The organism is Pseudomonas sp. UYEF17 (assembly GCF_040546125.1).
In the GTDB taxonomy this organism is placed as follows: Bacteria; Pseudomonadota; Gammaproteobacteria; order Pseudomonadales; family Pseudomonadaceae; genus Aquipseudomonas; species Aquipseudomonas putida_Z.
This window is the reverse complement of sequence record NZ_JBEPNE010000011.1, coordinates 13,272-32,803: the sequence shown is the minus strand read 5'-3', so window position 1 is coordinate 32,803 and position 19,532 is coordinate 13,272. Positions and strand designations below refer to the sequence as shown.

Here is a 19,532-nt window from a genome sequence, read left to right as displayed (position 1 = left end):
TGACGGCTAGGGCCGTCGGAGACCCTTGTAATGCCTGAACACGATGTACGCCTGCAACAACTGACGGTCTGGCTCGATGAGCAGCTCAATGATCTTTTCCGGAAAAACGCCTGGGGCGAAGTGCCCGCAGGCAGCCTGACCGCGGCCAGCAGCGATGCCAGCTTCCGTCGTTACTTTCGCTGGCAGGGCGCCGGCCACAGCTTCGTGATCATGGATGCACCACCTCCGCAGGAAAACTGCCGACCGTTCGTCGCCATCGACCACTTGCTGGCCAGCGCCGGCGTGCACGTGCCGCTGATCCATGCCCAGGACCTGGAGCGTGGCTTCCTGCTACTGGGTGACCTGGGCCACCAGACATACCTTGATATCATTGATGCCAACAACGCCGACGGCCTGTTCGCCGATGCCATCGACGCGCTGCTGGCGTTCCAGCGCCTGCCGATGGCCCCGCCGTTGCCCAGCTACGACGATGCGCTGCTGCGCCGTGAAGTCGAGTTGTTCCCGGAGTGGTACGTGGGCCGTGAGCTTGGCCTGACCTTCAGCGATGCCCAGAAAGCCACCTGGCAACGAATCAGCCAGCTGCTGATCGACAGCGCATTGGCCCAGCCCAAGGTACTGGTGCACCGCGACTACATGCCGCGCAACCTGATGCAGAGCACGCCCAACCCCGGCGTGCTGGACTTCCAGGATGCCGTGTACGGCCCGGTCACCTACGACATCACCTGCCTGTTCAAGGACGCCTTCCTCAGCTGGCCGCAGGCGCGGGTCGAAGGCTGGCTGCGCGACTACTGGCAGAAGGCGCAGGCTGCCGGCATCCCGGTGCAGGCCGACTTCGAGGCGTTCCAGCGTGCCAGCGACCTGATGGGTGTGCAGCGCCACCTGAAGGTGATCGGCATCTTCGCCCGTATCTGCCACCGCGACGGCAAACCCCGTTACCTGGGCGACGTGCCGCGCTTCTTCGCCTATATAGAAGAAGTGATCAGCCGCCGGCCCGAATTGGCGGAGCTGGGTGAGCTGATTGCCGAGCTGCAGGCCGGAGCGCGTGCATGAAGGCAATGATTTTGGCAGCGGGCAAAGGCGAGCGCATGCGCCCGCTGACCCTGCACACCCCCAAGCCGCTGGTCCCGGTCGCCGGCCAGCCACTGATCGAATATCACCTGCGGGCCCTGGCTGCGGCGGGCGTCTCCGAGGTGGTGATCAACCATGCCTGGCTCGGCCAGCAGATCGAGGACCACCTGGGTGACGGCAGCCGTTTCGGCCTGAGCATCCGCTATTCGCCCGAAGGCGAGCCGCTGGAAACCGGCGGTGGCATCTTCAAGGCCCTGCCATTGCTGGGTGACGCGCCGTTCCTGTTGGTGAACGGCGATGTCTGGACCGACTACGACTTCGCGCGCCTGCTGGCTCCCCTGCAAGGCCTGGCCCATTTGGTGCTGGTCGATAACCCAGGCCATCACGGCCGCGGCGACTTCCGCCTGGTGGGCGAGCGGGTGGTCGATGGTGATGATGGCCCTGGCACGCTGACCTTCAGCGGCCTTTCGGTGCTGCACCCGGCGCTGTTCGAAGGCTGCCAGCCTGGCGCCTTCAAGCTGGCGCCGTTGCTGCGCCAGGCCATGGCTGCGGGCCAGGTCAGTGGCGAGCACTACCGGGGTCACTGGGTTGATGTCGGTACGCTCGAACGCCTGGCCGAGGCCGAGCGCCTGATCGGCGAGCGCGCCTGACATGTGGTGGCCAAGCACGGTGATTGGTGCCGGTGCCGGCTTTGCCGTTGCCAGCATCCCCGGGGCCTTGCTCGGCGCGTTGCTCGGCCAGGCCATGGACCGCCGCCTGCGTTTGCAGGGCTGGGAGGACATGCGCGAACGCCTGGGCGGGCGCCCGGCCTTGCAGGACGACGAGTTACTGTTCGTGATGCTCGGGCGCCTGGCCAAGTGCGATGGCCGGGTGGGCGAGCAGCATATCCAGCAGGCGCGCCAGGAGATGGTGCGCCTGGACCTGGCCGAAGCGGCCCGGCTGCGTGCGATTGCCGCGTTCAACCGTGGCAAGGCGGGCAAGGACCGACTGAGTGGGCACCTGCGGCGCATTCGCCAGCAGCCGCATGCAGCCGAAGGTACCCTGCGTGCCTGTTGGCGCATGGTCTGGGCCGACGGCAAGATGGGCAACAAGGAGCGTGAACTGCTGCTGGATTGGGGGCAGAAACTGGGCCTGAGCCGGCGGCAGGTGCAAGCCATGTCGCTGGAGTACGAACCACGCAAGGCGGCGGGGCCGGAAGGGGTCGCCATGACCTATGCGGCGGCGTTGCGCTTGCTGGCGGTCGAGGCGGATACCGATGCCGACAAGGTCAAGCAGGCGTATCGTCGGCTGGTCAGCCGGCACCACCCGGACAAGCTGGCGGGCACTGGTGCCAGTGAGGCGCAGGTGCGTGAAGCGACCGAGCGGACCCGGGAGTTGCATCAGGCCTATGCAATGATCCGTAAGCGGCGCGGCCTGTAAAAGCGGGGGCGCTTCGCACCCCTTTCGCGACACAAGGCCGCTCCCACAAGTACAGCGCAGCCCTCGGGTTTTGCGCGGCACCTGTGGGAGCGGCCTTGTGTCGCGATAGGGCCGCAAAGCGGCCCCAGCATTCCTGGATCAACCCTGCGGGTTCATCCACCCCCGCACCCGGCGGAACAGTTGCTCCTGCTCGGCCACCTTGTTCCCCGGCATGGCAATCAGCGACAACTGCCGGTACTGGCTGTCCTTCTGCCGCTTGCTGGCCTGCAGGCGCTGCGCGGCAGCATTGCGGTCAGCGCTGCGGGTGGCGTAGTAGATGTCGGCAGTCGGCACTTTCAAGGTCGGCGCCAGGCTTTCCAGGTCATGCTCCACCCGCGCCGGTGTCTGCGCGGCAACCATCACCAGTTTCTGCACCTGCGGTGGCTGTTTCTCGCTCAGGTAGCGGGCCGCCCAATACGCGCCGCTGCCATGGCCGATCAGCACGATGCTGCGGGCGTTGTGCTGCTGGGCAAAGGCCACCGCAGCATCCAGGCGGGCGAAAATGCGCTCGGCATCGGCCGGGTCGGTTTGCTCGCTGGCCTGTTTGGCGTCAGTGCTTTCCGCGGTGTCGGCATCGGCTGCGGTGGCCTGGGCGACGTTGGCATTGGCATCGGCCGGCACGTCCTTGGCCGGGGCGCTTTCGCCGTTGTCTGGCTGCGGCTCGGCAGCCGGCTTGGCCTCGATCCGCGCCTGCGGGCTGTCGGCAAGCAGGTCGGGCAGGCTGATGCTCAGGCTGTGCCAGCCGATATCGGGGAACTTCTGCCGCAGCGGGCCGACCGCATTTGGCCAGTCAGCCGTTTCGCCAGCCCCCGGGACGATGATAACCGCCCCCTGCGGGTCGCTGTCGTTGGCCGGTTTCCACAGGGCCAGGAAGCTGTCGGCACCGGCCTGGAGGGTCTGCTGTTCGGCCTTGGGCACCAGCCGCTCCAGCGCCTGGGCGTCCTCCTGGCTGCGCTCCAGCAGCGGCGGGCGAGGGGCTTGGGCAGCGGGTGCCTCGGTGGTGGTGGATGGTTTTTCGGCATCGGCGGCCAGGGCGCCGAGTGGAAGGATCGAGGCCAGGCAGCACATTGCCAGCGTCGTGCGATAAAGTGTGGACATGAGTCAACCCAGGGCCAGAATGATACCGGCAGCCTAATAGTATTTGCCCGTGACGGCCATGCTGCATGGCCGCCTTGCCAAGACGAGCGTGTAGATGAAGCGAGTGCGTCGCCTGTTGGTTATCGGCTGCTTTTGGCTGCCCTTGATTGCATTGGCCAGTCCCGAAGCGGTGCCCACGGTTGCCTTGGAACCGGCCCAGCAGCAATGGCTGGATACACACCGCAGCCTGCGTGTCGGCCTGGTGTTGCAGGCGCCCTACGCTCAGTTCGACCGGCGCCTGCAGCAGCTGTACGGGGCCAACGTGGAACTGGTGAGCAGCCTGGCGCAGGCGCTGCGGCTGGACCTTACCTGGCGCAACTTCGCCGACCAGGCCAGCCTCGAGCATGCCCTACAGGCCGGCGAAATCGACTTTGCCCCGGGGCTTACCCAGACCCCCGCCAGCCTGCGTTTGTGGCTGTTCAGCGACCCTTACATGCGCGTGCCGCAACTGGTGGTTGGGCCGCGCACCGGGACCATGGCCGTGGAACTGGAAACGCTCGAGGCCGAGCAGCGGGTGGCGGTGCGCATGCCCAGCCAGCTGGCGGACTACCTGCGTGGCAACTACAGCAACCTCAACCTGCAAGGGGTGCCCAACGAGCGCGAGGCCCTGCAACTGGTGGTGGGCGGCCAGGCCAGTTTCGCAGTGCTGGACGAAGCCCAGCTCAGCCGCCTGTCGCGCGAAAGCGAGTTCGGCGAGCTGGCGGTGGTCGGCGATATCGGCCTGCCGCAACTGTTGCGCATCGGTTCGCGGCGCGACTGGCCACTGCTGGCCGATGTGCTCGAGCGTGGCCTGCAGACGCTGCCGGCCAAGGAACTGGAGCAACTGCACCAGCGTTGGCTGCAGCCAAAGTACCCACGCCTGAGCGAGTCGACGGGGTTCTGGCAGAACCTGGCCCTGCTGTTCGGCATGCTGCTGTTGTGCGTGCTGGCCACCCTGGTGTGGCAGCGTCGGCAGCAGCGCCAGCTGGAGCGCAGCCTGCTGGCCACGCGCGAAAGCCTGGTGGAGCGGCAGGTGCGCGAAGAAGCGTTGCGCCTGAGCCAGTTCGCCATCGACCAGAGCACGGTGGGCATCCTCTGGGTCAACTGGGACAGCCACGTACGCTACGCCAACCATGCCGCCGAGCGCATGCTGGGCTATGGCGAAGGCGCGCTGCTGGAGCGGCCGCTGAGCGACTTTGAACCCAGCCTGACCATGGACCGCTGGCTGGAGCTGTGGAAGGGCGCGCGCACCGGGGCGGGCGGTGTCGGCCAGTTCGAGACGCAGTGCCGCCGGGCTGACCACAGCCTGCTGCCGGTCGAGCTGTCGCTGAGTTTTCTGCGCTTTCGTGATTCCGAGTACCTGGTGGTTTACCTCGCCGACGTTACCGAGCGCCACCGCGCCCTTGCGGCCCTGCGCGAAAGCGAGGCGCGGCTCAAGGGCATTGCCGGCAACGTGCCGGGGTTGGTGTTCCGCCTGGAGCGCGACCCGGCCGAGGGCGACCTGGAATTCCCCTACATCAGCGAGGGCAGCGAGGCCTTGGTGGGCTATTCGCCCAGCGAGATCCAGCACCCGCAGATGGGCCTGCGCAATCTGGTACATCCCGAGGACCGCGCCGATTACCACCGAGTGCAGGACCTGGCCCTGGCCAGTGACCAGGACTGGTCCTGGCAGGGGCGCATCCTCACCCGCCAGGGTGAACAGCGCTGGGCCGACATCAAGGCCAGCACCCGGCGCCTGGGCAACGGCCAGGTGGTGTGGGACGGCGTGGTTTGGGACATCACCCAGGGCAAGCGGGCCGAGTTGGCGCTGGCCAGGTCCCAGGAGCAACTGCGCGAACTGTCGGCCCACCTGGAGAGCGTGCGAGAGGAAGAAAAGGCCCGCATTGCCCGGGAAGTGCACGATGAACTGGGGCAGATGCTGACCGTGCTCAAGCTGGAGGTGTCAATGTGCGAGCTGGCTTTCGCCGAGCTGGACCCGGGCCTGAACGAGCGCCTGACCAGCATGAAACGCCTGATCGCCCAACTGTTCCAGCTGGTGCGCGACGTGGCCACCGCCTTGCGCCCGCCGATTCTCGATGCCGGCATCGCCTCGGCCATCGAATGGCAGGCGCGGCGCTTTGAAGCACGCACGCAGATCCCCTGCCTGGTGCAAGTACCGGATAATCTGCCAGCATTGAGCGATGCCAAGGCCACCGGGCTGTTCCGTATCCTCCAGGAGGCGCTGACCAACGTGATGCGCCATGCCCAGGCGCACAGCGTGGAGATCGAACTGGTGCGTGAGCACGGGCAATTGCGCATGACCGTCAGCGATGACGGCCAGGGCTTTTTCCGCGACCAGCCCCGGCCCACCTCGTTCGGCCTGGTAGGGGTGCGTGAGCGGGTGCTGATGCTGGGCGGCAGCATGGCGCTGGACAGTGAACCGGGCGAAGGCACCAGCCTGAGCGTGGCCATACCGTTGGAGTAGGAGAGCGATCGTGATTCGAGTGCTGGTGGCCGAAGACCACACCATTGTCCGTGAGGGCATCAAGCAGTTGATTGGCCTGGCCAAGGACATGCAGGTGGCGGGGGAGGCCGGTAACGGCGAGCAGTTGCTGGAAACCCTGCGCCACACGCCGTGCGAGGTGGTACTGCTGGATATCTCGATGCCGGGTGTGAATGGCCTGGAGGCGATCCCGCGGATCCGCGCGTTGCACGACGCCCCGGCGATCCTGATGCTGTCGATGCACGATGAAGCGCAGATGGCGGCGCGGGCGCTGAAGGCCGGGGCGGCGGGCTATGCCACCAAGGACAGCGACCCGGCGCTGTTGCTGACCGCGATTCGCCGGGTTGCCGCTGGCGGGCGTTATATCGACCCGGCTCTGGCCGACCGCATGGTCTTCGAAGTGGGCCTGACGGAGTCGCGGCCGTTGCACACGCTGCTGTCCGAGCGGGAGTTTTCGGTGTTCGAACGCCTGGCCCAGGGCGCCAACGTCAACGACATCGCCCAGCAGCTGGCGCTGTCGAGCAAGACCATCAGCACCCACAAGGCGCGCCTGATGCAGAAGCTGAAAGTGAACTCGCTGGCTGAGCTGGTGAAGTACGCGATGGAGCACAAGCTGGTCTGATTGCGACATGCGCTTCCTGCCGCCTGTAGCGAATCCCTGTGGGAGCGGGTTTACCCGCGAAAGGGCCTGACCTGCCATCTGCGGTGCCTGGGCCGGCCTCTTCGCGGGTGAACCCGCTCCCACACGGGCGCGCCGGAGGGCTGAGGGAAGTATTCCAAACCCGCCATCTTTGTAGGGGAATCCCTACAACAAATCTTCCATCCGGATGATGGCATTCTCTCAGCACCCCCGATTTTCCGGCGCTTGCCGCTTGTCTAGTCTTTGCCTACGCAGTCATCCAACAAGAAGGTGCAGGCATGAGCGAGGCGAAGTCGAACGCTGCAACCAGCGAAACGCTGGTCAGCTTCCGTGGTGTGCAGAAGAGCTACGACGGCGAGTCGCTGATCGTCAAAGACCTCAACCTGGATATTCGCAAGGGCGAGTTCCTCACCCTGCTTGGCCCGTCCGGCTCGGGCAAGACCACCAGCCTGATGATGCTGGCCGGCTTCGAAACCCCCACCGCCGGTGAAATCCAGCTGGCCGGGCGTTCGATCAACAACGTGCCGCCGCACAAGCGCGACATCGGCATGGTGTTCCAGAACTACGCGCTGTTCCCGCACATGACCGTGGCCGAGAACCTGGCCTTCCCGCTGACCGTGCGCAACCTGAGCAAGACCGACATCAGCGAGCGGGTCAAGCGGGTGCTGAACATGGTCCAGCTCGATGCCTTCGCCAAGCGTTACCCCGGCCAGCTTTCCGGCGGCCAGCAGCAGCGTGTGGCCCTGGCCCGCGCACTGGTGTTCGAGCCGCAGCTGGTGCTGATGGACGAACCGCTGGGCGCGCTGGACAAGCAGCTGCGCGAGCACATGCAGATGGAGATCAAGCACATCCACCAGCGCCTGGGCGTGACCGTGGTGTACGTGACCCACGACCAGGGCGAAGCGCTGACCATGTCCGACCGGGTGGCCGTGTTCCATCAGGGCGAAATCCAGCAGATCGCCGACCCACGCACGCTGTACGAAGAACCCTGCAATACCTTCGTCGCCAACTTCATCGGCGAGAACAACCGCATCAATGGCACCTTGCTGGCCAGTGATGGCAAGCGCTGCCAGGTGCAGTTGCCACGTGGCGAGCGGGTCGAGGCGCTGGCGGTGAATGTCGGCCAGGCCGGCGAGCCGGTGACCCTGTCGATCCGCCCGGAGCGCGTGCGCCTGAACGGCCACAGCGAAAGCTGCGTGAACCGCTTCTCGGGCCGGGTGGCCGAATTCATTTACCTGGGCGACCACGTGCGGGTGCGCCTGGAAGTTTGCGGCAAGGGCGACTTCTTCGTGAAACAGCCGATTGCCGAGCTCGACCCGGCCCTGGCCGTGGGCGATGTGGTACCGCTGGGCTGGGAGGTGGAGCACGCCCGCGCGCTCGATCCTATTGCCGAAGCCCATTGATGGATTGCTTCACCAACCCTGTACTGTGGAGAGAATAATAATGCGCAAGCAGTTGAAACTGACCGCCCTGGCCCTGGGGCTGTTCGCCGCTGGCCAGGCCATGGCCGCAGACCTCACCGTGGTCTCGTTCGGCGGTGCCAACAAGGCGGCCCAGGTCAAGGCGTTCTACGAACCGTGGGAGAAGGCCGGCAAGGGCAGGATCGTCGCAGGCGAGTACAACGGCGAGATGGCCAAGGTCAAAGCCATGGTCGACACCAAGAGCGTGTCCTGGAACCTGGTGGAAGTCGAGTCGCCAGAACTGGCCCGCGGCTGTGACGAGGGCATGTTCGAAGAACTCGACCCGGCCCTGTTCGGTAATGAGGCCGACTACGTGCCGGGTGCCATCCAGCCATGCGGCGTGGGCTTCTTCGTATGGTCCACGGTGCTGGCCTACAACGCCGACAAGCTGAAGACCGCACCGACCAGCTGGGCCGATTTCTGGGATACCAAGAAATTCCCGGGCAAGCGCGGCCTGCGCAAGGGCGCCAAGTACACCCTGGAATTCGCCCTGATGGCCGACGGCGTGGCGCCGAAGGACGTGTACCAGGTGCTGGGCACCAAAGAGGGCGTGGACCGCGCCTTCAAGAAGCTCGACGAACTCAAGCCAAGCATCCAGTGGTGGGAAGCCGGCGCCCAGCCGCCGCAGTACCTGGCCTCGGGTGACGTGGTCATGAGCTCTGCCTACAACGGCCGCATCGCTGCGGTGCAGAAAGAGAGCAACCTGAAGGTGGTGTGGAACGGCGGCATCTACGACTTCGACGCCTGGGCCATCCCGAAAGGCGCCAAGGATGCCGAGGAAGCGAAGAAATTCATCGCCTTCAGCGTGCAGCCCGAGCAGCAGAAGACCTACTCCGAGAACATCGCCTACGGCCCGGCCAATTCCAAGGCCGTGAGCCTGCTGTCGGACGCGGTGAAGAAGGACATGCCGACCACGCCTGAAAACATCGCCAACCAGGTGCAGATCGACGTGGCCTTCTGGGCTGACAACAGCGAGCAGCTGGAGCAACGCTTCAACGCCTGGGCGGCGAAGAAGTAAACGACCAGTGTGTGGGGCTGCATTGCAGCCCCCATTTCAGCCTGTATCGCGGAGTTCGCCATGGCCATTGCAGTGCCCCTCAAAGAAGGCGCAGGTCCAAGTCTCAAGCAGCGCCTCAAGCACGCCGAGCGGGTCAACCGCTGGAAGGCGCAGGCGTTGATCGCGCCGCTGGCGCTGTTTCTCCTGCTGGTGTTCCTGGTGCCGATCGCGGCGCTGCTGTACAAGAGCGTCGGCAACCCGGAAGTGGTTGGCGGCCTGCCGCGCACCGTGGGCGTCATCACCCAGTGGGATGGCAAGAGCCTGCCGGGCGAGGACGTGTACAAGGCGTTGAGCCAGGACCTGGCCGAGTCGCGCAAGAACCAGACCCTGGGCGACCTTTCCAAGCGCCTGAACATGGAGCTGGCCGGTTACCGCAGCCTGTTGGCCAAGACCGCGCGGGCGCTGCCGTTCAAGAGCGAACCCGCTTCCTATAAAGATGCCTTGCAGGCCCTCGACGAGCGTTGGGGCGACCCGGCCTACTGGCAGGCGATCCGCCGCAACACCAGTACGGTCACCTCGTTCTACCTGCTGGCTTCGCTCGACCACCGCATCGATGACCTTGGCGAACTGGCCAAGGCCACCCCGGACCAGGCCATCTACCTGGATATCTTCGCCCGCACCCTGTGGATGGGTGTGGTGATTACCGCCATCTGCCTGGTGCTGGCCTACCCGCTGGCCTACCTGCTGGCCAACCTGCCGACCCGGCAGAGCAACCTGCTGATGATCCTGGTGCTGCTGCCGTTCTGGACCTCGATCCTGGTGCGGGTGGCGGCGTGGATCGTGCTGCTGCAGTCGGGTGGCCTGATCAACAGCGCGCTGATGGCCATGGGCATCATCGACCAGCCGCTGGAGCTGGTGTTCAACCGCACCGGCGTGTACATCTCGATGGTGCACATCCTGTTGCCGTTCATGATCCTGCCGCTGTACAGCGTGATGAAGGGCATTTCGCCAAGTTACATGCGTGCGGCGATCTCGCTGGGCTGCCACCCGTTCGCCAGTTTCTGGCGGGTCTACTTCCCGCAGACCTACGCCGGGGTTGGCGCTGGTTGCCTGCTGGTATTCATCCTGGCCATCGGCTACTACATCACCCCGGCACTGCTGGGCAGCCCGAATGACCAGATGGTCAGCTACTTCGTGGCCTTCTACACCAATACCAGCATCAACTGGGGCATGGCCACCGCGCTGGGCGGGCTGTTGCTGCTGGCGACCGTGCTGTTGTACCTGATCTATAGCTGGCTGGTCGGCGCCAGCCGCCTGCGCCTGAGCTGAGGAGCCTTGTCATGCTGAGCCCTTACATGTCGCCCGTGGAGCGGGTGTGGTTCTACAGCCTGCGCATTCTTTGCGGCTTGATCCTGCTGTTCCTCATATTGCCGGTGCTGGTGATCGTGCCGCTGTCGTTCAACAGTGGCAGTTTCCTGGTGTACCCGCTGCAGGGCTTCTCGCTGCAGTGGTACCAGGACTTCTTCGGCTCGGCCGAGTGGATGCGGGCCTTGAAGAACAGCATCATCGTCGCCCCGGCAGCCACAGTGCTGGCCATGGTGTTCGGCACCCTGGCGGCCATCGGCCTGACCCGTGGCGACTTCCCGGGCAAGTCGCTGGTGATGGCGTTGGTGATTTCGCCGATGGTGGTGCCGGTGGTGATCATCGGTGTGGCCAGCTACCTGTTCTTTGCCCCGCTGGGCATGGGCAACAGCTTCACCTCGCTGATTCTGGTGCATGCGGTACTGGGCGTGCCGTTCGTCATCATTACCGTGTCGGCGACCTTGCAGGGCTTCAACTACAACCTGGTGCGCGCGGCAGCCAGCCTGGGCGCCTCGCCGCTGCTGACTTTCCGCCGGGTGACCCTGCCGCTGATCGCGCCTGGGGTGATTTCGGGGGCGTTGTTCGCCTTTGCCACGTCGTTCGACGAAGTAGTGGTGACCCTGTTCCTGGCCGGGCCGGAGCAGGCGACCCTGCCGCGGCAGATGTTCAGTGGTATTCGAGAGAACCTGAGCCCGACCATTGCCGCGGCGGCGACCTTGCTGATTGCCTTCTCGGTGGTGTTGCTGCTGACCCTGGAGTGGTTGCGTGGGCGTAGCGAGAAGCTGAGGACCCAGCAGCCTGGTTGAAGGTATGTTGCCTGCGCTGGCCTCTTCGCGGCTAAAGCCGCTCCCACAGGATTTGCGCAGCTTTCGATGCCTGCGCGGTCCCTGTGGGAGCGGCTTTAGCCGCGAAGGGGCCGGTACAGGTTGATGCTAATCAGCCTTCATCCGCTTCCCTGGGTTACAATGCGCGCCACCGTGATTCTGCCAACAGGTGCGCCATGCAGCCCTACGCTATTGCCCCCTCCATTCTCTCCGCCGATTTCGCCCGACTGGGCGAGGACGTCGACAAGGTATTGGCCGCGGGTGCCGACATCGTCCACTTCGATGTCATGGACAACCACTACGTCCCCAACCTGACCATCGGCCCGATGGTCTGCACCGCCCTGCGCAAGTACGGCGTCACCGCCCCGATCGACGTGCACCTGATGGTCAGCCCGGTCGACCGCATCATCGGCGACTTCATCGAAGCTGGTGCCACCTACATCACCTTCCACCCGGAAGCCTCGCAGCACATCGACCGTTCGCTGCAGCTGATCAAGGACGGTGGCTGCAAGGCCGGCCTGGTGTTCAACCCGGCCACCAGCCTGGACGCGCTGAAGTACGTGATGGACAAGGTCGACATGGTGCTGCTGATGAGCGTCAACCCGGGCTTCGGCGGGCAGAAGTTCATCCCTGGCACCCTCGACAAGCTGCGCGAGGCGCGTGCGCTGATCGACGCCAGCGGCCGTGATATCCGCCTGGAAATCGACGGTGGCGTCAACGTCAACAACATCCGCGAGATCGCTGCCGCTGGCGCCGACACCTTCGTGGCCGGCTCGGCAATCTTCAACGCCCCGGACTACCAGGAAGTCATCGCCAGGATGCGTTCCGAACTGGCTCAGGCCCGCCCATGAGCGGCTTCGAGCAGCTGTTCCCGGGGACGCTGCCCAGGCTGGTGATGTTCGATCTGGACGGTACCCTGATCGATTCCGTGCCAGACCTGGCCGCCGCCGTGGACCGCATGCTGCTCGAACTGGGGCGCCCGCCTGCCGGCCTGGAGGCGGTGCGCCACTGGGTGGGCAACGGTGCCCAGGTGCTGGTGCGCCGGGCGCTGGCCGGTGGCATCGACCACGCTGCCGTGGACGATGCGCTGGCCGACCAGGCGTTGGCGTTGTTCATGGACGCCTATGCCGAAAGCCACGAACTGACCGTGGTCTACCCCGGTGTGCAGGACACCCTGCGCTGGCTGCGCAAGCAGGGCGTGGAAATGGCGCTGATCACCAACAAGCCCGAGCGCTTCGTTGGCCCGCTGCTGGACCAGATGAAGATCGGCAACTACTTCCGCTGGATCATCGGCGGCGACACCCTGCCGCAGAAAAAGCCCGACCCTGCGGCGCTGCTGTTCGTCATGCAGATGGCTGGTGTCACCCCGCAGCAGTCGCTGTTTGTCGGCGATTCACGCAGTGACGTGCTGGCGGCCAAGGCGGCTGGCGTGCAGTGCGTGGGCCTGACCTACGGCTACAACCACGGCCGACCGATCCACGACGAAGCCCCCAGCCTGGTGATCGACGACCTGCGCGCATTGCTGCCCGGTTGCGCAGACCCGGCCACTGGGATAACGTTGGCGGACCTTCAAGCCTCACAAGACAGAGAGTCCACCGTGGCGGTTACCGGCAAATTCTGGATGAAAGTCATCAAGGCCCTGGCCCGTTGGCGTTGGCGCGCCTGACTTCAGCCTGCCGGCGCGTGCCGGCCCGTCCGTTTGCCTGACCTATTGCTGCTTGCCACGAGGCTACCCATGACCCGCGAAGAATTCCTGCGCCTGGCCGCTGCCGGCTACAACCGCATTCCCCTGGCCTGCGAAACCCTGGCCGACTTCGACACGCCGCTGTCGATCTACCTGAAACTGGCAGACCAGCCCAACTCGTACCTGCTCGAATCGGTGCAGGGCGGCGAGAAATGGGGCCGTTACTCGATGATCGGCCTGCCATCGCGCACGGTGATGCGTGTGCACGGCTACCACGTCAGCATCCTGCAGGATGGCGTGGAGGTGGAAAGCCACGATGTAGAAGACCCGCTGGCCTTTGTCGAAACATTCAAGGATCGTTACAAGGTCGCCGATATCCCTGGCCTGCCGCGCTTCAACGGCGGCCTGGTCGGCTACTTCGGCTACGACTGCGTGCGCTATGTGGAAAAGCGCCTGGGCGCCAGCCCCAACCCAGACCCGCTGGGTGTGCCGGATATCCTGCTGATGGTGTCCGATGCGGTGGTGGTGTTCGACAACCTGGCGGGCAAGATGCACGCGATCGTGCTGGTCGACCCGGCTGAAGAGCAGGCTTTCGAACAGGGCCAGGCACGCCTGCAAGGCCTGCTGGAAACCCTGCGTCAGCCGATCACCCCACGCCGTGGCCTGGACCTGAGTGGCCCGCAGGCTGCCGAGCCGGAATTCCGCTCCAGCTATACCCGCGAGGATTACGAGAACGCCGTCGGCCGCATCAAGGAATACATCCTGGCCGGTGACTGCATGCAGGTGGTGCCGTCGCAGCGCATGTCGATCGACTTCAAGGCTGCGCCAATCGACCTGTACCGCGCGCTGCGCTGCTTCAACCCGACGCCGTACATGTACTTCTTCAACTTTGGCGACTTCCATGTCGTCGGCAGCTCGCCCGAGGTGCTGGTACGCGTCGAGGACAACCTGGTCACCGTACGCCCGATTGCCGGCACCCGCCCGCGTGGCGCTACCGAAGAGGCCGACCGTGCGCTGGAAGACGACCTGCTGTCGGACGACAAGGAAATTGCCGAGCACCTGATGCTGATCGACCTGGGCCGTAACGACGTCGGTCGCGTGTCCTCGACCGGCAGCGTGCGCCTGACCGAGAAGATGGTGATCGAGCGTTACTCCAACGTTATGCACATTGTGTCCAACGTCACTGGCCAGCTGCGCGAAGGGCTGACGGCGATGGACGCACTGCGGGCGATCCTGCCGGCCGGTACGCTTTCGGGGGCGCCTAAGATTCGCGCGATGGAGATCATCGACGAGCTGGAGCCGGTCAAGCGTGGGGTTTACGGTGGTGCCGTCGGTTACTTCGCATGGAACGGCAACATGGATACCGCCATTGCCATCCGTACCGCGGTAATCAAGGACGGTGAGCTGCATGTGCAGGCCGGGGGCGGCATCGTTGCCGACTCGGTGCCGGCGCTGGAGTGGGAAGAAACCATCAACAAGCGCCGGGCGATGTTCCGCGCGGTGGCGTTGGCTGAGCAGACTTCGGCCAAGTAATTCAGTGGGCATTGGGGCTGCTTTGCAGCCCATCGCGACACAAGGCCGCTCCTACAGGGAAACACGATCGCCTGTAGGAGCGGCCTTGTGTCGCGAAGGGCCGTAAAGCGGCCCCATCAATTCAAAAGTCGACGCTGACGCCCAAACTCACCCCCTGCTGCGTCAATTCATCACTCTTGCGCCAGTTATAGTTGCCGCGCAAATGCACCCCCGCCACCACTTCATGGCTCACCCCCAGGCTCGCCCGGGTCAGGTCGCTGTGCGGCGTATACCCGGTCAGGGTGAAGTCATTCGCTGGCAGGCTGGTCAGGTGCATCGTCACATCCTGCTGGTCATCCTCGAACTCATGCTCCTGCGCCACCTCGGCGAACAGCCGGGTACTCGGCAGCACCTGCACACTGCCCAGCAACCCCACGCCCAAACGGCGTGATGTGCGTTCCTGGTCATCGAAGCCCAGCGCCGTCGAGCGTCCGCTTTTCTCGTCATAGCCATCCACCTTCACCCGCGCATAGTCGGCGCTGATGAACGGCGCCAGCTGCCAGCTGCTGCTCTCGGCCGCCAGGTTGTAGCCCAGCCGCCCCGACACCGCCCAGGCCTCGCCATCGGTATCGCCCTTTTCGCTGCGGTCGTTCACGCCAAGGGCGAAGGTGCGCTTGAGGTCGCTGTAGTCCAGGTGCCCGGCGGTCAGCGCCGCGTCGGCCCACCAGCGGTCCTGGCGGTATTGGGCGAAGGCGCTGGCAAGGTAGCTGTCCAGCTTGTAGTCCGAGTCCTGTGCGCCGGCTTCCAGCTTCTGCCGGTACACGCCGCCGGCCAGGCCCAGGCGCCATGCATCGTTCAGGCGGTAGCTGCCGCCCAGGGTCAGGTTGTAGCCGCGGCCATCGCCGCTGGCCGCGCTGCGCTGGCCGTCGAAGTCCAGGTCCTGGGCTCCGGTGGCAACGAAGGCTTGCCACTGGCCAACTGCCTGCCAGGGTGTCTGCCACTGGTTGCGCAGTTCGTCCTGGTGGGCACGCAGGCTGGCGTGGGCCATTTCCGGAAGCAAGGTCAGTTCCCAGGGGGCGGCGATAATCGAATAGGCGTAGTCGGCAATCAGTTGCTGGCCGGCGATGGTCGGGTGCACCGAGTCGTTGAACAGTAGCTTGGTCGGGTCTGGCGTGGCGCCGTTGATGCCATACACCGGGTTTTCCACGCAGCCTTCGCCGCTGTAGCAGGTGCCGACCAGGTTCTGGCCGCTGGCCAGGCCGAACTGCTCGGGGCTGGCCAGCGCTTCGCTCAGCAGCACGGGGATGTTCAGCGGAATGATTTCGGCATCGATCTGCCCCAGCTGGCTGAGCAGGGACTGGTTGAACGCGCCGGATAGCAGCGACAGCGGGTTTTGTTGCGGCGTACCGCTGAAGTTCGGTGTCTGCCCGAGGTCGGGCAGCAGCCAGACCATGATGTAACGGGCGCCGCCTTGCTGCAGGGCCTGGGCGCTGGCGGCCAGGCGGGCGCCAGCGGCCACGGCATCGACCGGGCTGTTGACCAGGCCTTGCAGGAAGTCATTGCCGCCGCCAGTCAGGTAATACAACGCATTGGGGTCGGCGCGCAGGCCATTGGCCAGGTAGCCCGGTTTATCACGCAGCACCTGCCCGGCGCCGGGGCGCCCTGGCGGGATGACAGTCTCGGAGGTAGTGGTGATCGAATCCAGGATCTGCTGGGTGGTGTAGCCACCGACTGCCCAGTTGTTGCCGTCGGGAAGGCCCAGCACCGGATTGACCGGGGAGGTGGAAGGGCCAAGCTCGGTCGGGCTCACACCGAGCCGCCCGCCCAGGATCATCGGTGACACTGGCGCATAATTGCCATTGGCATCGCGGTTGGTGAAGCGCACCCCGCCAAACTGCCCGGCATCGCTGAGGCTGTCGCCAAACACGATCATGTTGGAGTAGGGCGAGGGTGCTGCGAACGCCTGGCTGCAGGCCAGTGCCAGTGAGGCAACGGTAAAGCGCAATAACGGTGCTTTTCGCATCGGTGAACATCCTTTTCTTTGTTTTTATGAAGGACAACCCGATCGACCTTAGCAAATCGCAGTGCATCCCTCCCAAGTCCATTCGTTTCCCCGTGTTTACAGGCATATTGCGCCCGCCGCCCCGGTAGGCTACTGTGCCGGGACGTATGAGCGAGACCTATCCTGTGTTGATCGTCAGCAAACTCTTGATGCGCGTAATCAAGGCCCACGCCCGTTGGCGTTGGCGCGCCTGACTTTATCCCCTGCCGGCCCGTCCGGCCCGCCCCCGTTTGCCTTCCTGTCTACCGCCCCTTGTGGCAAAGCCGCGCCTGTTGGCTGGTGCAGAAAGGTTCGAATTCTGAAGTCAGTAGATTCAAGAGGTTTAACCCGATGTTACTGATGATCGACAATTACGACTCATTCACTTACAACGTCGTTCAGTACCTTGGCGAGCTGGGTGCCGAGGTAAAGGTCATTCGCAATGACGAAATGACCATCGCCCAGATCGAAGCCCTCAACCCCGAGCGCATCGTCGTATCTCCAGGCCCGTGCACGCCGAGCGAGGCGGGCGTGTCCATCGAGGCCATCCTGCACTTTGCCGGCAAGCTGCCGATCCTTGGCGTATGCCTGGGCCACCAGTCCATCGGCCAGGCCTTTGGTGGTGATGTGGTACGTGCCCGCCAGGTGATGCACGGCAAGACCAGCCCGTTACATCACCGTGACCTGGGCGTGTTCGCCGGCCTCAACAACCCGTTGACCGTGACCCGTTACCACTCGCTGGTGGTAAAGCGCGAAACCTTGCCAGAGTGCCTGGAAGTGACCGCCTGGACCGCCCATGCTGACGGTTCGGTCGACGAGATCATGGGCCTGCGCCACAAGACGCTGAATATCGAAGGGGTGCAGTTCCACCCCGAGTCGATCCTGACCGAACAGGGCCACGAACTGTTCGCCAACTTCCTCAAGCAGACCGGCGGCCGCCGCTAAGGATCGAACATGGATATCAAGAGTGCGTTGAGCCGTATCGTCGGCCAGCTGGACCTTTCCACCGAAGAAATGCGCGACGTCATGCGCCAGATCATGACCGGCCAGTGCAGCGAAGCGCAGATCGGCGCCTTCCTGATGGGCATGCGCATGAAGAGCGAAAGCATCGACGAGATCGTCGGTGCGGTGTCGGTGATGCGCGAGCTGGCCGACAAGGTCGAACTGCAGAGCCTCGATGGCGTGGTCGATATCGTCGGTACCGGCGGTGATGGCGCCAACATCTTCAACGTGTCCACCGCCTCGTCGTTCGTCCTGGCGGCGGCAGGTTGCACCGTGGCAAAGCATGGCAACCGCGCGGTGTCAGGCAAGAGCGGCAGTGCCGACCTGCTGGAGGCCGCCGGTATCTACCTGAACCTGACGCCCACCCAGGTGGCCCGCTGCATCGACAGCCTGGGCATCGGCTTCATGTTCGCGCAAAGCCATCATTCGGCCATGAAGCACGCTGCCGGCCCGCGTCGCGAGCTGGGGCTGCGCACCCTGTTCAACATGCTCGGCCCGCTTACGAATCCGGCCGGGGTGAAGCACCAGGTGGTCGGCGTATTCGCCCAGACCCTGTGCCGCCCGTTGGCGGAAGTACTGCAGCGCCTGGGCAGCAAGCACGTGCTGGTGGTGCACTCGAAGGACGGCCTGGACGAGTTCAGCCTGGCTGCGCCGACCTTCGTCGCCGAACTGAAGAATGGCGAAATCACCGAATACTGGGTAGAGCCGGAGGACCTTGGCATGAAGAGCCAGAGCCTGCACGGCCTGGCCGTCGAGAACCCGCAGGCGTCGCTGGAGCTGATCCGCGATGCGCTAGGCCGACGCAAGACCGAAAACGGCCAGAAGGCCGCCGAGATGATCGTGCTCAATGCGGGCGCGGCGCTTTATGCCGCTGACCATGCCATGAGCCTGAAAGCCGGTGTGGAACTGGCCCACGATGTACTGCACACCGGGCTGGCCTGGGAGAAGCTGCAGGAGCTGGGCGCCTTTACTGCAGTATTCAAGGTGGAGAACGAAGCATGAGTGTGCCGACGGTGCTGGAAAGGATCATCGCCCGCAAGTTTCAGGAAGTGGCCGAGCGCAGCGCGCGCGTCAGCCTCGCCGAGCTGGAGGCCCTGGCCAAGGCTGCCGACGCCCCGCGTGGCTTTGCCAAGGCCCTGATCGAGCAAGCCGCGCGCAAGCAACCGGCGGTGATTGCCGAAATCAAGAAGGCCTCGCCGAGCAAAGGCGTGATTCGCGAGCATTTCGTGCCGGCGGAAATCGCCGTCAGCTACGAGAAGGGCGGGGCGACTTGCCTGTCGGTGCTGACCGATGTGGACTACTTCCAGGGTGCCGACGAGTACTTGCAGCAGGCCCGCGCGGCGGTGTCGCTGCCGGTGATCCGCAAGGATTTCATGGTCGACCCGTACCAGATCGTCGAGGCCCGGGCCCTGGGCGCGGACTGTGTACTGCTGATCGTGTCGGCGCTGGATGACGTGAAGATGGCCGAACTGGCGGCCACGGCCAAGGATGTCGGCCTCGACGTGCTGGTGGAAGTGCACGACGGCGATGAGCTGGAACGCGCGTTGAAAACCCTGGATACACCGCTGGTGGGGGTGAACAACCGCAACCTGCACACCTTCGAGGTCAGCCTGGAAACCACCCTCGACCTGCTGCCGCGTATTCCGCGTGATCGCCTGGCGATTACCGAGAGCGGCATCTTGAACCGGGCCGATGTGGAGCTGATGGAGATCAACGAGGTCTACTCCTTCCTGGTCGGTGAGGCGTTCATGCGCGCCGAGCAGCCGGGGCTGGAGCTGCAGCGGTTGTTCTTCCCGGAACAGGTGAAGAAGACTGTTCAGCAACTGGACTGATCAAATGAAGCCGGCGTTATTGCCGGCTTTTTTGTATGCCTGTAATGGCCCCTT

At 64.7% G+C, this 19,532-nt stretch carries 17 protein-coding genes; 15 read left to right on the top strand and 2 right to left on the bottom strand.

Translation table 11 applies throughout. The features are described 5' to 3' along the window. Positions 1-30 precede the first annotated feature (30 nt). Genes ABIB24_RS16995 through ABIB24_RS16985 form a run of 3 tightly spaced genes read left to right on the top strand, consistent with a single transcriptional unit; the run spans position 31 to position 2,487 of the window. The gene (locus ABIB24_RS16995) at positions 31-1,050 is read left to right on the top strand and encodes an aminoglycoside phosphotransferase family protein (protein ID WP_354316930.1); all 1,020 of its coding nucleotides are present in this window, start codon (positions 31-33) and stop codon (positions 1,048-1,050) included. Continuing rightward, complete coding sequence (murU, locus tag ABIB24_RS16990) at positions 1,047-1,718, top strand: N-acetylmuramate alpha-1-phosphate uridylyltransferase MurU (RefSeq protein WP_137162845.1); 672 nt, start codon at positions 1,047-1,049, stop codon at positions 1,716-1,718. The genes ABIB24_RS16995 and murU overlap by 4 nt, the downstream gene beginning before the upstream one ends. Before the next feature lies 1 nt (position 1,719). Next, a complete protein-coding gene (locus ABIB24_RS16985; RefSeq protein ID WP_025337464.1) occupies positions 1,720-2,487 on the top strand; it encodes a TerB family tellurite resistance protein in 768 nt (255 codons plus the stop codon). Positions 2,488-2,625: 138 nt separating this feature from the next. On the opposite strand, the gene ABIB24_RS16980 is transcribed toward ABIB24_RS16985, so the two are convergent. Beyond that, positions 2,626-3,624 carry an alpha/beta hydrolase family protein gene (locus ABIB24_RS16980; RefSeq protein ID WP_137162846.1) on the bottom strand — a complete coding sequence of 333 codons (999 nt, stop codon included), beginning with the start codon at positions 3,622-3,624 and terminating at the stop codon, positions 2,626-2,628. A gap of 94 nt (positions 3,625-3,718) precedes the next feature. Here ABIB24_RS16980 and ABIB24_RS16975 point away from each other — a divergent pair, with 94 nt between their 5' ends. The 9 genes from ABIB24_RS16975 to trpE all read left to right on the top strand — a co-directional run bounded on the left by ABIB24_RS16975 (position 3,719) and on the right by trpE (position 14,624). Beyond that, a complete protein-coding gene (locus tag ABIB24_RS16975; protein ID WP_354316929.1) occupies positions 3,719-6,106 on the top strand; it encodes a PAS domain-containing sensor histidine kinase in 2,388 nt (795 codons plus the stop codon). 7 nt (positions 6,107-6,113) lie between these two features. Then, on the top strand, positions 6,114-6,746 hold the full coding sequence (locus ABIB24_RS16970) for a response regulator (RefSeq protein ID WP_170929296.1): 633 nt from the start codon (positions 6,114-6,116) through the stop codon (positions 6,744-6,746). A 296-nt stretch (positions 6,747-7,042) separates the two neighbouring features. Next, positions 7,043-8,167, top strand: coding sequence for an ABC transporter ATP-binding protein (locus ABIB24_RS16965; protein WP_012270208.1), 1,125 nt, complete (start codon positions 7,043-7,045; stop codon positions 8,165-8,167). 40 nt (positions 8,168-8,207) lie between these two features. Next, complete coding sequence (locus ABIB24_RS16960) at positions 8,208-9,242, top strand: ABC transporter substrate-binding protein (protein ID WP_354316928.1); 1,035 nt, start codon at positions 8,208-8,210, stop codon at positions 9,240-9,242. Positions 9,243-9,302: 60 nt separating this feature from the next. Continuing rightward, positions 9,303-10,550, top strand: a complete 1,248-nt coding sequence (locus ABIB24_RS16955; RefSeq protein WP_013970602.1) for an ABC transporter permease — start codon at positions 9,303-9,305, stop codon at positions 10,548-10,550. Between the two features lie 11 nt (positions 10,551-10,561). After that, positions 10,562-11,389 (top strand): ABC transporter permease, encoded by an 828-nt coding sequence (locus ABIB24_RS16950; RefSeq protein ID WP_013970603.1) that lies wholly within the window; start codon positions 10,562-10,564, stop codon positions 11,387-11,389. Positions 11,390-11,583: 194 nt separating this feature from the next. Then, on the top strand, positions 11,584-12,258 hold the full coding sequence (rpe, locus tag ABIB24_RS16945) for a ribulose-phosphate 3-epimerase (protein WP_075044416.1): 675 nt from the start codon (positions 11,584-11,586) through the stop codon (positions 12,256-12,258). Further along, positions 12,255-13,073: a phosphoglycolate phosphatase gene (locus ABIB24_RS16940; RefSeq protein ID WP_085618962.1), complete on the top strand. Its 819-nt coding sequence runs from the start codon at positions 12,255-12,257 to the stop codon at positions 13,071-13,073. Before rpe ends, ABIB24_RS16940 begins: the two co-directional genes overlap by 4 nt. A gap of 69 nt (positions 13,074-13,142) precedes the next feature. Next, entirely contained in the window at positions 13,143-14,624 is a 1,482-nt protein-coding gene (gene trpE / locus ABIB24_RS16935) for an anthranilate synthase component I (RefSeq protein WP_013970606.1), read from the top strand. A gap of 121 nt (positions 14,625-14,745) precedes the next feature. Here the strand turns inward: trpE and estP are convergent, their stop codons facing one another. Then, positions 14,746-16,626: an esterase EstP gene (gene estP / locus ABIB24_RS16930; protein WP_274079909.1), complete on the bottom strand. Its 1,881-nt coding sequence runs from the start codon at positions 16,624-16,626 to the stop codon at positions 14,746-14,748. Positions 16,627-16,995: 369 nt separating this feature from the next. Here estP and ABIB24_RS16925 point away from each other — a divergent pair, with 369 nt between their 5' ends. Genes ABIB24_RS16925 through trpC form a run of 3 tightly spaced genes read left to right on the top strand, consistent with a single transcriptional unit; the run spans position 16,996 to position 19,478 of the window. Then, on the top strand, positions 16,996-17,589 hold the full coding sequence (locus ABIB24_RS16925) for an aminodeoxychorismate/anthranilate synthase component II (RefSeq protein ID WP_137162851.1): 594 nt from the start codon (positions 16,996-16,998) through the stop codon (positions 17,587-17,589). Between the two features lie 9 nt (positions 17,590-17,598). Beyond that, positions 17,599-18,648: an anthranilate phosphoribosyltransferase gene (trpD, locus tag ABIB24_RS16920; protein WP_137162852.1), complete on the top strand. Its 1,050-nt coding sequence runs from the start codon at positions 17,599-17,601 to the stop codon at positions 18,646-18,648. Then, positions 18,645-19,478, top strand: a complete 834-nt coding sequence (gene trpC / locus ABIB24_RS16915) for an indole-3-glycerol phosphate synthase TrpC (protein ID WP_025337472.1) — start codon at positions 18,645-18,647, stop codon at positions 19,476-19,478. Before trpD ends, trpC begins: the two co-directional genes overlap by 4 nt. Positions 19,479-19,532 lie beyond the last annotated feature (54 nt).